Here is a 15,533-nt window from a genome sequence, read left to right on the forward strand (position 1 = left end):
TTTTTCAAATGTTAGCACTATCTGTAAACCATTTATCTGTGCAATATCATCAACAAAAAGTACTGGATAACATTAACTTCCAAGTGCCAAAAGGGTCGATCACAGGTATTATTGGACCTAATGGTGCTGGAAAATCAACACTGATGAAAGCAATACTAGGCTTAGTACCAACCATTAATGGTTCGATCGAGGTTTTAGAGCAACCTTTTAGACAACAAAAAGATCTGATTGGTTATGTACCTCAGCGTAGTGAAGTGGATTGGGACTTTCCTATCAATGGATTAGATGTTGTCTTAATGGGACGTTATAAACACTTCAAGCGATTCCAGCGAATATCAAAAGAGGAAAAAAAATTAGCAATGGATTACCTGAGAGAAATCGGAATGGAACAATATGCCCAACGACAAATAAGTCAGCTATCAGGTGGCCAACAACAACGCATATTCCTAGCCAGAGCACTCGCGCAAAATACACCCATCTATTTTATGGATGAACCTTTTGCCGGAGTGGATGCTGCAACAGAAAGAATGATGATTCAATTAATGAAGCAATGGAAAGAAGAAGGGAAAACAGTATTAATCGTTCACCACGATTTACAAACTGTTCAAGAATATTTTGATCATATCCTTTTATTAAACAAAAAGATAATAGATTGTGGCAAAACAAGTGATATCTTTCATTCTGAGAATATTGAAAGAACATATGGTGGAAGCTTAAAGTTCCCATCATACGTTGTGGGGAATTCACTATGATGACAGAATGGATGATACTGTTCGAAAGTCCAAATTTCCGTTGGGTTTTGATCGGTAGCTTACTACTGGGATTTTCATCAGGAGTGATTGGTTGCTTTGCTTACTTACGCAAGCAAAGCTTAATCAGTGATGGAATGGCACATGCTACATTGCCAGGAGTGGCGTTTATCTATATTTTATTTCAAACCAAAGCACTACCAGTCCTTTTAATAGGAGCAACCATCACTAGTCTTATAGCAACATATTGCATCCAGACGATTATCCAGCAATCCAAATTAAAAGCTGATGCAGCAATCGGTGTAACATTGTCTGTTTTCTTTGGATTTGGGATTGTGTTATTGACTTATATACAGCAGAATATGACTGGCAATCAAGCTGGTATTGATTCTTTTATTTTTGGGCAGGCAGCCTCCATTGTGAAAAATGACGTTTATACCATTGGAATTGTTTCTTTACTCATTTTACTTCTGACGGTAATCTTTTTTCGTGAATTTCGCTATACAACATTTGATCTTAACTTTTCAAAAGGGATTGGTATCCCTGTAAAATGGGTCAACGGCTTACTATTTTCACTGTTAGTTGCTGTGATTGTCATAGGGATCCAAATGGTTGGCGTGGTATTGATCGTTGCTTTATTAATAACCCCTGCTCTTGCGGCAAGGTACTGGACAGACAGCCTTACTAAAATGACAATCATCAGTGGTTCCTTCGGAGCAATTTCTGGGTTGATCGGTACCATATTCAGTAGCATTGCTCACGATTTACCTACTGGTCCAATGATTGTATTAACAGCTTCTGCTTTATTCTTTATTTCCTTATTATTTGGAATAAAAAAAGGAATCATCGTTAGGAGGATAGCAGGATGACTACCTATACAATGTGGATAATTATTACCGGGTGTCTTGTTGGCCTAACCTGTGGTATTAGTGGGGCTATACTTGTACTTCGCAAAATGGCAATGATAGCAGATGCTATCAGTCACACCGTTTTATTAGGGATTGTACTGGCTTTTTTAGTTACCCAATCTTTATCTGGCTTTCCTATGCTTATAGGAGCGTTAATTATTGGATTATTTACAGCCATTTTTATAGAAATGTTACACCGATCTGGCATCCCATCAGATGCTGCTATCGGAGTTGTCTTTACATCACTATTTGCATTAGGAGTTGTATTAATATCGTTAATTGGAAACCAAGTTCATTTAGATGTAAAGCATGCATTAATGGGAGAAATTACATTCGTCCCTTGGAATCAACTGACCATTGCAGGTGAAACCTACGGACCTGTTGCTGTTTGGATGCTTGGCATAGTTTGTATCTTTAACATTTTGATGATCATCCTTTTTTATCGACCAATCAAAATTTCCACCTTTGATCCAGCCTATGCCAAACTAATTGGTATTCCAGTTGGTTTTATTCATTATTTGCTAATGTCAATGGTATCGATGTCTACTGTTGCTTCTTTTGATAGTGTTGGTGCTATTTTAGTGGTAGCCATGCTGATTGTTCCAGGGGCAACTGCTTATCTTATCAGTCAACGCTTTTTGCAAATGATCCTTTTAAGTGGACTTTTTGGTGTATTGGCAGCTATTAGTGGCTATTATGTTGCAAGTTACTGGAACGTTTCGATCGCAGGAGCAATGGCTTCCATGACAGGTATCTTCTTTTTGCTTGCGTTCTTATTTAGTCCTACTCAGGGAATAGTGATCAAAAAAATTCGGCATGTATGAGCAAACTGAAACGAAGGTAAAGGATGAAGGAATTTAAATGCATCCTAATTTTGGCGCTTGAAGCTAGACACCCCATTCTATAATCACGAAAAAGTGGAAGGGATTGCTTACAATGGCATCCCTTTTTTTAATTCTTGCTACTTTTTCTTTATTAACAAAGTTGCTACATCAAATAAATAATCTACCAGCCATCGAATAGCCGATTACATATCCAACCATAATAATAGTGACTTCTTCCTCATCCTCTTATTTTAAACACTGTCGACACGGAGAATGAGCATTACACGAACCGAAAGGAATGAGATGATGTTAATCGAGTGGTTTCTAATCATGGCTATCTTGACAGGAAGCTTCATTGTTATATTGAAGCATTTCGGATTACTATTATTGCAAATTATCTGCGCAGCTGTCGTTACAAATTTTCTTCCTGAAAGTTGGTTTTTAGCAGCTTTGCTTATCCAGGCAATATTCGGATTATGGATTCTACGTAAAGTCTTTCAAGCCGTACACTATCATTATCAACTGGAAATGGAACAAACACAGCGTATTTCCCAGCAGTATACAGAAGGTGGGAAATTTGGCAGGAAGAAAAACTTTTTATTATAAATCAACCAATAATAGGCATACCTCTTCGCTAGTCTTGCCAGCCTCTCGTACGATTCACACACACTTATAGGCTTGTTTGGAAGAATTCTGCTATAATATGTTATTAGCCATCATAAAAAAAGGAGTATCCTAACATGTTAAAGCAGTTTTTTTCTTATTATAAACCACATAAACGACTGTTTATTATTGATTTTTCCAGTGCTGTGATTGTCGCGATCTTAGAGCTTGCATTTCCAATTGCCGTGCAATGGTTAATTGATGAATTATTGCCTGATCGTGATTGGAACTTGATTGTGACAGTTAGTATCTTGTTATTTGCAGTCTATCTGCTCAGTACCTTCTTACAATATGTTGTCAGTTATTTAGGACACAAACTTGGCATTAATATTGAAACAGATATGCGGGAGGAATTATTTACACACGTTCAGCGCCAGTCCTTTCGTTTCTTTGATAACACGAAAACTGGTCATATTATGAGTCGTATCACCAATGATTTATTTGATATTGGTGAATTGGCACACCATGGTCCTGAAGACTTTTTCATTGCGATTATGACTTTTACCGGGGCATTCTGGATTATGTTCACTATCAACCCGACACTTGCCTTAATTGCCTTAGTGTTGGTTCCGTTGCTTGTTGCTTTGGTAACTTTCTGTAATATCGCCATGAACAAAGCATGGCACCAGATGTACCACAATATTGCTGGTGTGAATGCCCGTGTCGAGGATGCTGTATCTGGCGTAAGAGTCGTACAATCTTTTACTAATGAAGATTTTGAATTGAAACGATTCAATCATGATAATGGTCTGTTCCGCAAAGCAAAAATAAAAGCCTACAAAGTGATGGCTGGAACACACTCTAGCATTTATATGATGACCCGTTTCCTTACATTAATAGTCCTGGTTGTCGGTGCATGGTTAACTTACAACGGCAACTTAAGCTATGGTGAATTAGTCAGCTTTGTCCTTTATACCAATGTGTTAATTAAACCAGTCGATAAAATCAGTGCACTGCTGGAATTATATCCTAAAGGAATGGCCGGCTTCCGTCGTTTTCGTGAGATTCTCGCTAAAGAACCAGAAATTAAAGACGACCCTAATGCGATTGCAGTTGATAAGCTTTCAGGTAATATCCGATTTAATCAAGTCGACTTTTCCTATGATGAGCAAAAATCGGTGTTAGAAAATATAAATTTACAGATAAATCCTGGTGAAACAGTTGCATTTGTCGGACCTTCTGGTGCTGGAAAGACAACGATTTGTTCTTTGATACCAAGATTTTATGATATCAACGGTGGATCGATTACCATCGATGGTATCGACATTCGAAAAATGACGAAAAAATCATTACGTTCACAAATTGGAATTGTACAACAGGACGTCTTTCTCTTTACCGGTACTGTCCGCGAGAATATCGCCTATGGAAATCAACAAGCTACTGAAGAAGAAATTATCGACGCAGCGAAAAAGGCACATTTGCATGACGTAATTGCTGATTTACCAAATGGATACGATACGCAAATTGGTGAACGGGGATTAAAGCTATCTGGCGGACAAAAACAGCGGTTAGCTATTGCTCGTACATTCTTAAAAAATCCACCGATTTTAATATTGGATGAGGCAACATCTGCTTTAGATACTGAAACAGAACGAATGATTCAGCAATCACTTGATCAACTAGCGGAGAATCGTACGACTTTAGTTATTGCACACCGATTAGCAACCATTAAAGATGCTGATCGAGTAGTTGTTGTTACAAATGATGGCATTGCAGAAGAAGGCAGCTACCAAGATCTGTTAGCGAAAAATGGAGTGTTTGCACGTTTGCATAAAATTCAATATCAGCAAAATCAAGACTAAGTGCTTTCTGCACTTAGTCTTCTTCTTACCAAAATGAATCATCTAATGTTTTACTGATTGATTCAGCAACTACTGCTCTGTGATCAATCATGCTCTACTGATATTTTGACTGTAGCCCCTCTTTTTCATGACGAAAAGCATATATTCCAAGTTTTTCTTTTCACTTTTACGAATGAAGTGATACAGTAAAATATATGAGTCTTTTGTAATAGCAACATCATCTGATGAAAAATTTTCATTCATCATAAAAAACTTGAATAGGAGAGGTTGATCAATGAAAATCAAAAAACTTCTCAACATCCTTATTTTGGCCCTAATTGGTTTCACACTAGGCTACATAGGAGCCATGATTCTAAGTGTAAGTGAAATATCCTTAGTAACAATTATTCTGGCTATCGGGACGCTAACTATTTCCTTTGTGATTCATCTGATCATTCACGAATTAGGACATTTTGGTTTTGGTAAGTTTACAGGATATACATTTGTATCATTCCGGATATTTTCTTTTATTTGGATAAAAATCGATGAAAATATTGTTTTCAGACGCTTTTATCTTCCAGGCACAATTGGTCAATGTCTCATGAGGCCTCCTGAGCTAGTGAAAAATGAGCGACCGTTTAAACTGTACATACTAGGCGGCGGGTTATTAAATCTTATTGTCAGTGTTCTCGTGCTTGGTATTGCTCTTCTTTTTAATGTTCACTCTGTTTACATTCTCTCTTTTATTGCAGCCGGGTTTCTCACTGCAGCAGTAAATCTTATCCCTACAGGTATCAATGATGGCATGTTGCTCAAAAAGTCATGGAACGATGGCGAGATGCAACGCTTGCTCTACAATCAGTTGATCTTTAACGCACTAACGACAAATGGCACTCGTTATCAGGAAATTCACAGTGACCTAATCGAGATACCAGAACAACTCGATTATCACAATGTATGGCAGTTATGGCCTGTACTGGCACATTACAATCGTGCAATCGAAGCAGCTGATTTTCAGAAAGCAAAGGAACTCATTGATGACCTGTGGAAGAACATCGATAAAAAAAGCTTTTATTGGGGCGAAATCGCAAAAGAATGGATCTTTTGCCAATTATATTTTGATGTCAATCATACAGAGGTTAAGTCACTATTTAATGAAAAGAATGTCAAGACAAGCTTGTCTACTAAAATGATGAATAATCTACGGATCAAAGCAATGTATGAGTGGAAAGTCAACAACAACTACCAAGAGGCAAGAAAGCTATTCAACGAAGGCTTAAATAATACAAAATACCAGGCAAACGAAGCAGATTTGTTATATGAAACAGATTTAGTCATGCATTGTTTGCGGTCGATGAATCAGCAAGAGCCATTAGTATCCACGACCCATAATTAACATTTAAATGGACTTTCAAAGGATGAAAGTCCATTTAAATTTACACCGTTATGATATTTTTGTGCCATTTTTAACTACTTCATCAGGACTTAGTAGTACGACATCATCCTGCTCTGGTATTCCTCCTAAAACCAACACTTCAGATTTAAAGCCAGCAATTCGTAATGGTGGAAAATTAACCACCGCTACAACTTGCCTACCAATTAATTGCTCTGGCTTATACCTTTTCGTAATTTGTGCAGAGGATTGTTTCACCCCCAATGTACCAAAGTCAATTTTTAACTTTAGAGCAGGCTTTCTTGCTTCTTTGAATTGCTCTGCTTCTATCACTGTACCAATGCGTAAGTCTAATTTTGTAAAATCATCATAAGTAGCCACAAAATCACCTCAATTATTATTTATTTCCCACTTGTCTATCATCATCAGCACCATTAAAACTTGTAGTGTACTAAGATAAGAGAATAGGACTTCTTTCAAATGAACGAAATCCTTCAGATCAACTTCATACTGTCCGATATAAATCATATCACTTTTTTACACTGTATCACTGCTTAAGTTTTTTATATTAGATATATAAACTGTCGCAGCAAGAGTTATAAATATTGACGATTCTCAACATTACTTGAAGTAATATCTTGTTAGTTTAACTAATGCCAAACTATCATTTCTATCCAATACATTATATGCCATTTTTCGATATTATTTTCATTATACCATTTTTTAACTATTTTTTCATAAGAACTATTGATAAGAAAAATTGATACTTAGGTCCTAGTATCATCTCTCCAACCTCTCCACATCAACTTTTATCTAATAGATTGAATAGATTTTTTCAATTTCTGTTAAAATTTATTGGTTGTCAAAAACCTGCCCATAAGATAAAATACAATATATAGATGTTCAGCTATACAAAAATATCTATATATTGTATTAACGGCATCAACACTGTGAAAATGTGAGTTTTCGCAGTTTAGATAGTACATATATATATTCATTCATTAATCGCTCCAATCCGAGCGCTTTTATTATGTATTTGGAGGTTTTTTTCATGATAACAGAAGCTAAATCTATTAAACAATCAGTTACACAAGCTCTACAGGAAGCTGCAGAAAAATACGGATTAGATACGAAAGATATTCAACAACGTATCGAAGAATCTACAAAATCTGACAACGATGCGACACAAGAAGCTTTGTTTTACTCGCTGAATCGTATTGCAATGGATCAACCAAACTGGACATTTGTAGCAGCGCATTTTCATTTGACACAACTATATGAAGAAGCAGCCAAAAATCGTGGATATGATCAGCGTAACCAATATGGTGATTTTTATCAACTAGTAAAAACCTTAACTGATAAAGGCATTTATTCTACTGACATATTAGAGAAATATAACAAAGAAGAAATAGATACATTACAACAAGCAATTGATGCAAAGAAAGATAAGCTCTTTAATTACATAGGACTATTCTTACTAGCGGATCGCTATTTAGCAAGAGATCATGACAGAAATCTCTATGAATTACCACAAGAGCGTTTTATGGTTATTGCAATGACTTTGATGCAAAACGAAGTACCAGAAAAAAGAATTGAATTAGTGAAAGAAGCGTATTGGGCATTAAGTAACCTCTATATGACAGTAGCGACACCTACTCTATCAAACGCAGGTAAAAGCTATGGTCAGCTCTCTTCTTGCTTTATCGATACAGTCGATGATTCACTAGACGGGATTTACTTAAACAACTGGGATATTGCTCGCCTAAGTAAAGATGGTGGGGGTATTGGAATCTATTACGGAAAAGTACGTGCACTAGGGTCAGACATTAAAAAATTTAAAGGTAATTCATCTGGTGTTGTACCATGGATCCGTTTAGTAAATGATACAGCAGTTAGTGTTGATCAATTAGGTCAGCGACAAGGAGCTGTAGCCATCTATTTAGATGTGTTCCACAAGGATATCATGAACGGATTCTTAGACTTGAAAACAAATAATGGGGATGAACGTCGTAAAGCCCACGATATTTTTACAGGCGTAGCTATTCCTGACCTGTTTATGGAACAATTACAGGAAACAGATGCTAGTGGAAAAAGTATCGGTGAATGGCATACATTCTGTCCACACCAAGTGAAACAAATCATGGGCTGGAAAGACGAAAATGGTAATCCGCTGGGCCTGGAAGATTTCTATGATGAAGAAGATAAGAAATACTTTACCGAAAAATATTGGGAAGCTGTAAATCATCCATTATTACCTAGAAAAACATACCGCGCAATGGATATTATGGCTCGTATTATGATTGCTCAGCTAGAAACAGGAACGCCATATATGTTCTATCGTGATGAAGTAAACCGCCAAAATCCGAACAAACATAAACGTGGTGTTGGTAGAACATCCATCTATTGTAGTAATTTATGTACGGAAATTGCTCAAAATATGTCGCCTACAACAATCACTAAGGAATACCAAGACGAGGAAGGTAATATCGTGATTGTTCGTAAACCTGGAGACTTTGTAGTTTGTAACTTGTCATCTGTTAACTTACCGAATGCTGTACGTGCAGACGTATTAGATCGCCTTATCGCGATTCAGGTTCGTATGTTAGACAATGTGATTGATTTAAATACTATTTCAGTCGGGCAAGCGCAAGCCACTAACAAAAAATATCGGGCAGTTGGACTCGGTACGTTTGGCTGGCATCACCTTCTTGCACTCGAAAGCATTCACTGGGAATCAGATGAAGCAGTCGAATATGCAGACAAAGTCTATGAAGATATTGCTTATTACACGATCAAAGCTTCTATGGAATTAGCCAAAGAAAAAGGGGCATATTCAGAATTTGAAGGATCTGAATGGCATACTGGTGTGTACTTTGATCGTCGTGACTACCATTCTGACCGTTGGAATCAATTGCGTGAAGAAGTTGCCGCAAATGGCATTCGTAATGGCTGGTTAATGGCTGTGGCACCAAACTCTTCAACTGCGAAAATCGGTGGTTCAACTGATGGTATCGATCCGATTTATAATGTCGAATATGCAGAAGAAAAGAAAAACTTCAAATTTAAAGTGACAGCACCTGATCTCGATCACGTAACGTATAACTATTATCGTCGTGCACGCCATGAACTAGATCAAGTATGGAGCATTAAACAAAATGCAAAGCGTCAGCGTCATATCGACCAAGCGATCAGCTTTAACCTTTATGTTCGTCATGACATTAAAGCGAAAGAGCTATTACACTTACACAAAGCAGCATGGGAAAACCGACTAAAAACAACATACTATGTTCGCAGTACTTCTCAAACAGAAATCGAAGAATGCGAAGCATGCCATAGCTAAGACCAGCTCTTTTTACTAAGCAAATTCTTTTTTAGAGTGAAGATTTCTACCATTCTGTTTCAGAATGTGTACGATGTTTCACTTTGGTAGAATACTTCGCTGTCCGTGGACACGGTCTCAGCCTCCATGGAAAGGAAACATTTCTCTGTAGCGAGGTATTTCCACCATAAAAAAGCGGAAGAAAACAAATCTAGAACAAGTTTTTTACACTTTGTGGATTTGTCTTCTTCCCTATTATTAACAGAAGAAAAAATACACAGAACAAATGAAGGAGGACCTGTGAGATGACACAAGTCGATCAGCCTTTAACAAAGATCAAACTATTAAACCCAACCTATCCTAATAAAGCAACAGGAATTATTAACGGTGAATCATCCGGGCTGTTAAACTGGAATGATATCGCCTATCCACAAATGTATGATTTATACCAAACATTACTGGCAAACTTCTGGAAAGCACAGGAGATTAATATGCAGGATGACATCAAACAATGGGATAACTTGTCTGATACAGAGAAAGATGTTTTCTTACGTATTAATACACAGTTAGCTTCCCTTGACAGTCTACAAACGCCAACAATGACTCATGTGATGGACTATGTTACAGATTCCAGTTTCAAAGCAATTTTCGCTGTTATTTCACAACAGGAAGCGGTACACAATGAGTCCTATTCCTATATTTTAAGCTCACTTGTACCTTTACGGGAACAAAATGAACGCTTTGACCAAGCCAAGGAAGATCCAATTGTTCGTAAGAGAAACCAACTAATTCTCGATAGCTATGAAGCATTTCGTGAAAATCCGACACCACAACGCTTATTCGAATTAGCGATCAACTCGATCAATTTAGAGGGTATCTATTTTTATGCGGGATTTGCTTTCTTCTATCATTTGGCACGTCAGCAAAAAATGTTAAAAACAAGTACGATGATCAGCTATATTCAGCGTGATGAAATGCAGCACGCTTATTTCGTATCACAGTTCGTCCGGATTTTACTAACGGAAAATCCAGAGCTAAATACGGAAGAAAATATTCAATATGTTTATCAAACCGTTGACAAGGCGGTACAGTTAGAAAAAGAATGGGCAGATTACATTTTGAAAGATATTGAAGGTATTGATCTTGATGAATTCCATGGCTATGTGGAATACTTAGCTAACAAACGTTTCCGTCAAATTGGCCTGGACAATTACTATCCGGAACGTGATAACCCTATGGAATGGATCCATGTTTTCAGCGATGAAATGATGAATGAAACGAAATCAGACTTTTTCGAGCAAAAATCACGTACCTATACGAAAGTCTCATCATCAAACGGCTTTGACGAACTTTAATAAGGAGGCTTTTCATGATGAAGGCTGCAATTATTTATACCTCTGTCACTGGTAATACCTCTACTCTGGCAGAAATTATCGGTGAAAAAATGAGTAAACATAATATTGAAACCGAGCTAATCCCCGTTGATGAATTTCAACCTGAACGACTGCATGACTATGATATCGTCACAGTCGGCACTTACTCCTGGGATAATGGAGATTTGCCAATCGAAATGGAAGAAGTCTTTGAAGCTTTCGAAGATCAGGAGGTTAAGCATATTACCACTGGTGTATTTGGAACCGGAGATAGCTTCTACCCTTATTATTGTGGGGCAGTTGACATTTTTAGAGATATGCTTTACGTTCATACTAATCTTGCCGTTACCCTAAAGGTAGAATTAACACCGCAAGAAGAAGATCTACATCGATGTGAAAAATTTTGTGATCGATTATTAAGTGAATTTGCAGTAGTATCATAGCTTCAAAAGTTGATGTTCGAACAACATCAACTTTTTTCATGAAAGGAGAAAATAGATGATAGAATACCTGCTCATTTTTTTAGGTGCTGCAATACCCTGGTTGGAGATTGCGCTAGTGATACCTGTCGGGATTATTACAGGATTAAATCCTGTTCTCGTTATTTTAGTAGCTTTCATTGGAAATATGGTAACGATAGTAGCCTTAATTTTTGGTTATGATAAATTCAAACAGTGGCTGGCAAAAAGGAAGAAAGAAAAGCAACAATCAAAACGTCAGGACAGAGCGCGAACACTTTGGAGTAAATACGGCTTACCAGGTATGATTATGCTAGGACCAATCTTAATTGGATCTCACATAGCTGCATTTATCGGCATGACTTTAGGTGCGACAAAACGTGCGACATTAATATGGTCTACCTTCAGTATCGGTGCCTGGTCATTAGCATTTGGTATATTAACGGCATTAGGATTTGATTTTTTCACCAATTAAGAACAGCACTGTACACATGCAGGAGCAAGCAGCGTATAGAATTCTGGAATTAATTCCATGCCACTATAAATCGTAATCATTGCTTTTTTTCTGTGTAGAGAAATTCATATTCATGAAAAGTTGATATGTGATACAATGTTAAAGTCTTTCATATAGAAAAAGGAGGGATTCTATGGAACATGATAACGAACTTTCTCGTGCTACCGGAAATGCAAAAATGAACAAGCTGGATTTTCGTTTAGGCGCATTTGGTGCAGCTGTTCCTTTATTATTTTTCGTCATATGGGCAATCACAACTAGTGTATTACAATTATCTTCTGAGATTGGTCTTGTCCTTGGAGCCATTATCGGAATTACCTTAGGGTTATTTTTTTGTAAAAGTAAATGGGCGGACTATGCACAAGGATTATTTGATGGACTAGCACAACCAATTGGTGTCGTAGCAATGGTTGCGTGGTTTTATGCAGGAATGTTTGCACAAGTATTACAAGTGGGAGGACTTGTCGAAGGGCTTGTCTGGATCGGTATGATTACCGGCTTTACAGGAGGTCTTTTTGTCGGTATGACCTTTATACTTGCTGCTGTTTTCTCGACTGCTGTAGGTACCGGTTATGGTACGACGGTAGCTTTTTGTACATTAATGTTTCCTGCCGGGGTAGCGACAGGAGCAGATCCTACCATTTTATTTGCAGCGATTCTTGCTGGAGCTGTATTTGGAGATAACCTTGCACCTGTTTCTGATACTACGATTGTATCTGCCACAACCCAAGATGCCGACGTACCTGGTGTGGTGAAAAGTCGTTTTAAATATGCGATTGCAGCTGCAATTCCTACTTTACTTATATTTATTATCTTTGGTGGTGGAGGTTCTGTTGAGAACCAGGCTAGCATTGAAGCTACTACTGATCCAAGTGGATTATTAATGCTGATACCGTTTGCTATTGTCCTGTTTCTAGCAATCTCAGGCCATCATATTATTACCTCCTTAACCTGGGGAATCTTACTGGCTATCGCTATGTTTGTTCTATTCCCAATCGGCTCGTTCAGTGATGTGATTCGTTTCAATCCTGACTCAGATACGATTATCGAGGGTGCACTAATTAACGGTATTACTGGTTATATCAATATGGCTATTTTGATTTTGTTAATTGTGGCTGCTGCTCACCTATTACGGTTAGGCGGTACGATGCAGGTGGTTACCTCTACACTTGTTAAATGGATTAAAAACTCCGTTCGACGTGCTGAACTTTCGATCTGGGCAATTGTGGCCTTATTAAACAGTGCTATCACGATTAACACAGCTGCCGAAATTGCAGCGGCACCTTTTGTTCGTGAAATAGGTGAAAAATATAAAATTCATCGTTACCGTCGTGCAAACATGCTTGATGCGATCACATCAGCATTAGGTTATATCTTCCCTTGGGGGGCACCAGTATTGCTTGGCTGGTCCACGATTAGTATGATGCGGGAAACATATGAATGGCTCCCGGTTGTTGCGCCAACAGCTGTTTTCCCTTTTGTATTCCAAGGCTGGTTCCTTGTTATCGTCATGTTAGTGGCTGCATTAACCGGATGGGGATTACGTTACCAAGGGAAAAATGGAGAGGAATTAACACAACCACCTAAATAAAGAGCTATTCACGAGATATCAATTAAAGTTGACGAGATACCTAATCCCATTCGCTAGATATCGACTACTACCTCGCAAACAAAGACACGTTTCTTGTGAAGACTTGGCATTTTGTTGCCAAGTCTTTTTTCTTTACTAGACTCCGTTAAACTTTTATCTAGTGAAAAAGTTGGATTGATTAAAATAATTTAAGTGAAATAATACACATTGTTTTTTAATTGTGTTACAATTCAACAGTAAGTCAATAGTACTGTGATTATCTACCTATAATACAAGAGCAAACCTATTGAAAGATAGGGACGCAAAGCCACGGGTCTAAAGGTAACTATGATAGCCGGGCTGCTATTATTGAAGATTCCTATCTTCATACGGGTAGCTCTTTTTGACAAAATGAACGATCTTCACAGATTAAGAAAGGAGTTACCTTAAAATGAATGGTAAAAATCGAGTTGGACTTATCTTTTCCTTCGGCGTTCTTCTTGCTTCGGTGTGCGTCCACGTGTTACACCGTGTGCTTCATGTATCTCAAATGTGGCATGCTCATCATGGTTCATCGGCAGCACAGTCAGCACTTGTCTTGAATATTCTTTTGTTTATTCCAATTATGCTCTTTCTTATGACCTTTCTATTGTATCTTCGTCATAAGGAACATAAACTTATCCCCTTTTTCATTACGTTAACAATCACCTTCAGTAGTATCTCCATGATTGCTGGTGGTGAAGGAATGGTAGAATATCACTTTTCGATATTTATGGTTGTAGCAATGATAGGTTATTATGAGCGAATTGATCTAATTAGTATCATGACAACCATATTCGCATTCCAGCATATTTTAGGTTATTTTTTCTTTAGTAATTATGTGTTTGGTACAGACTCATACTCATTTTCGATGTTATTGATTCATGCTTTATTTTTAATTGCTACATCGATAGCAGTAGGTTGGCAAGTGATCCTTAGACAGCGACTGACAGAGAATTTAACTGAAAAAGAGACCCATCAAAAAATGCTGGAAGGAATGCTGGAAAAATTAGCTGAAACAACAGAGAAACTAACAAACACCTCTCAATTAGTAAATGAATTAGATGAGAAAAACAAAGCAATTATGGAGAAAAATGTGGCTCATACTCAAAATATTGCCAAAGATGCTGTACTACATAAAGAGAAAGTAAGTAAAAATGTTCAGCATATGCAAACGATTGCGAATAAAATGCAGGAGATAGATGCTCAATCCGCAGATGTTTCTCAAATTACGAAAGAGACGGATCAGCAGGTAAGGCTAGGTAATGATACACTGAAAAAAACGATAGAACATATGAATGGGATGATTACATCTATCAGCAAAACAGCTGAAACATTCCAGTCTCTAAGTAACCGTTCTTCTGAAATTAGCAATATTATTCAATTGATCACCGATATATCAGCACAGACGAACCTATTAGCATTAAACGCTGCTATTGAAGCAGCAAGGGCAGGAGAACATGGCAAAGGCTTTGCGATAGTAGCAGATGAAGTCAGACAACTATCAGAGCAAACCGCTGATGCTGCAAGTCAGGTAACCAAACTAATTCAAGCTATCCAAGACGATACGGCATCATCGGAAAATTCGTTACATGAAACGATACAAAAGGTAGAGACAAGTGAACAGAGCATGAAAAGAACAAGTGAAATATTTCAGGACATCTTTGAATCTGTTATAGAAGCGAAGGATCACTTAGAAGTAATATCTCAATCAACAGATGAGGCTGCTGTTGTGACAAAAAAGACGATGCAAGCCATGCATTCGATGCAAGAGCTTGTAGAAGAAACGGCACTAGATGCCAATATTGCAGAGAAGACTACAGAAGAGCAAAAAAGAGAAGTAGAGTATTTATCTACATTAATAAATACTTTAAATGAAATAACGGGAGAATTAAAAGGACTAATGCAAGAAATTAAATATGCTAAATAGTCCAAAGTACAA

Annotated in this window: 13 protein-coding genes and 1 riboswitch; of the genes, 12 read left to right on the plus strand and 1 reads right to left on the minus strand. The window is 37.5% G+C overall.

Translation table 11 applies throughout. The annotated features are described in order from the left end of the window. The first annotated feature begins 8 nt into the window (after positions 1-8). From ACTNEP_RS10320 to ACTNEP_RS10345, 6 genes are all read left to right on the plus strand, one after another. Positions 9-752, plus strand: coding sequence for a metal ABC transporter ATP-binding protein (locus ACTNEP_RS10320; RefSeq protein WP_441161864.1), 744 nt, complete (start codon positions 9-11; stop codon positions 750-752). Then, positions 749-1,618: a metal ABC transporter permease gene (locus ACTNEP_RS10325; RefSeq protein WP_441161865.1), complete on the plus strand. Its 870-nt coding sequence runs from the start codon at positions 749-751 to the stop codon at positions 1,616-1,618. Before ACTNEP_RS10320 ends, ACTNEP_RS10325 begins: the two co-directional genes overlap by 4 nt. Continuing rightward, positions 1,615-2,481: a metal ABC transporter permease gene (locus ACTNEP_RS10330; protein WP_441161866.1), complete on the plus strand. Its 867-nt coding sequence runs from the start codon at positions 1,615-1,617 to the stop codon at positions 2,479-2,481. The genes ACTNEP_RS10325 and ACTNEP_RS10330 overlap by 4 nt, the downstream gene beginning before the upstream one ends. Before the next feature lie 330 nt (positions 2,482-2,811). After that, on the plus strand, positions 2,812-3,087 hold the full coding sequence (locus ACTNEP_RS10335) for a hypothetical protein (protein WP_441161867.1): 276 nt from the start codon (positions 2,812-2,814) through the stop codon (positions 3,085-3,087). A 134-nt stretch (positions 3,088-3,221) separates the two neighbouring features. Further along, positions 3,222-4,946, plus strand: a complete 1,725-nt coding sequence (locus ACTNEP_RS10340; protein ID WP_441161868.1) for an ABC transporter ATP-binding protein — start codon at positions 3,222-3,224, stop codon at positions 4,944-4,946. Positions 4,947-5,220: 274 nt separating this feature from the next. Beyond that, positions 5,221-6,321, plus strand: coding sequence for a hypothetical protein (locus tag ACTNEP_RS10345; RefSeq protein ID WP_441161869.1), 1,101 nt, complete (start codon positions 5,221-5,223; stop codon positions 6,319-6,321). Positions 6,322-6,369: 48 nt separating this feature from the next. Here ACTNEP_RS10345 and csaA read toward each other — a convergent pair whose 3' ends face one another. Then, complete coding sequence (csaA, locus tag ACTNEP_RS10350; RefSeq protein ID WP_441161870.1) at positions 6,370-6,699, minus strand: chaperone CsaA; 330 nt, start codon at positions 6,697-6,699, stop codon at positions 6,370-6,372. A 670-nt stretch (positions 6,700-7,369) separates the two neighbouring features. Between csaA and ACTNEP_RS10355 the strand changes: the two genes are divergently transcribed. The 6 genes from ACTNEP_RS10355 (at position 7,370) to ACTNEP_RS10380 (ending at position 15,521) form a co-directional block, all read left to right on the plus strand. After that, the gene (locus ACTNEP_RS10355; protein ID WP_441161871.1) at positions 7,370-9,658 is read left to right on the plus strand and encodes a ribonucleoside-diphosphate reductase subunit alpha; all 2,289 of its coding nucleotides are present in this window, start codon (positions 7,370-7,372) and stop codon (positions 9,656-9,658) included. A 284-nt stretch (positions 9,659-9,942) separates the two neighbouring features. Continuing rightward, positions 9,943-10,992, plus strand: coding sequence for a ribonucleotide-diphosphate reductase subunit beta (locus ACTNEP_RS10360; RefSeq protein ID WP_441161873.1), 1,050 nt, complete (start codon positions 9,943-9,945; stop codon positions 10,990-10,992). A gap of 14 nt (positions 10,993-11,006) precedes the next feature. Next, complete coding sequence (locus tag ACTNEP_RS10365; protein ID WP_441161874.1) at positions 11,007-11,453, plus strand: flavodoxin domain-containing protein; 447 nt, start codon at positions 11,007-11,009, stop codon at positions 11,451-11,453. Positions 11,454-11,508: 55 nt separating this feature from the next. Then, positions 11,509-11,943, plus strand: a complete 435-nt coding sequence (locus ACTNEP_RS10370) for a small multi-drug export protein (protein WP_441161875.1) — start codon at positions 11,509-11,511, stop codon at positions 11,941-11,943. A 172-nt stretch (positions 11,944-12,115) separates the two neighbouring features. Continuing rightward, positions 12,116-13,573 (plus strand): Na+/H+ antiporter NhaC family protein, encoded by a 1,458-nt coding sequence (locus ACTNEP_RS10375; protein WP_441161876.1) that lies wholly within the window; start codon positions 12,116-12,118, stop codon positions 13,571-13,573. A 266-nt stretch (positions 13,574-13,839) separates the two neighbouring features. Continuing rightward, positions 13,840-13,920, plus strand: a riboswitch (cyclic di-GMP riboswitch). Between the two features lie 83 nt (positions 13,921-14,003). Continuing rightward, positions 14,004-15,521 (plus strand): methyl-accepting chemotaxis protein, encoded by a 1,518-nt coding sequence (locus ACTNEP_RS10380; RefSeq protein ID WP_441161878.1) that lies wholly within the window; start codon positions 14,004-14,006, stop codon positions 15,519-15,521. Positions 15,522-15,533: the final 12 nt, after the last annotated feature.

It is taken from the genome of Gracilibacillus sp. HCP3S3_G5_2 (assembly GCF_052063305.1).
Lineage (GTDB): Bacteria > Bacillota > Bacilli > Bacillales > Amphibacillaceae > Gracilibacillus.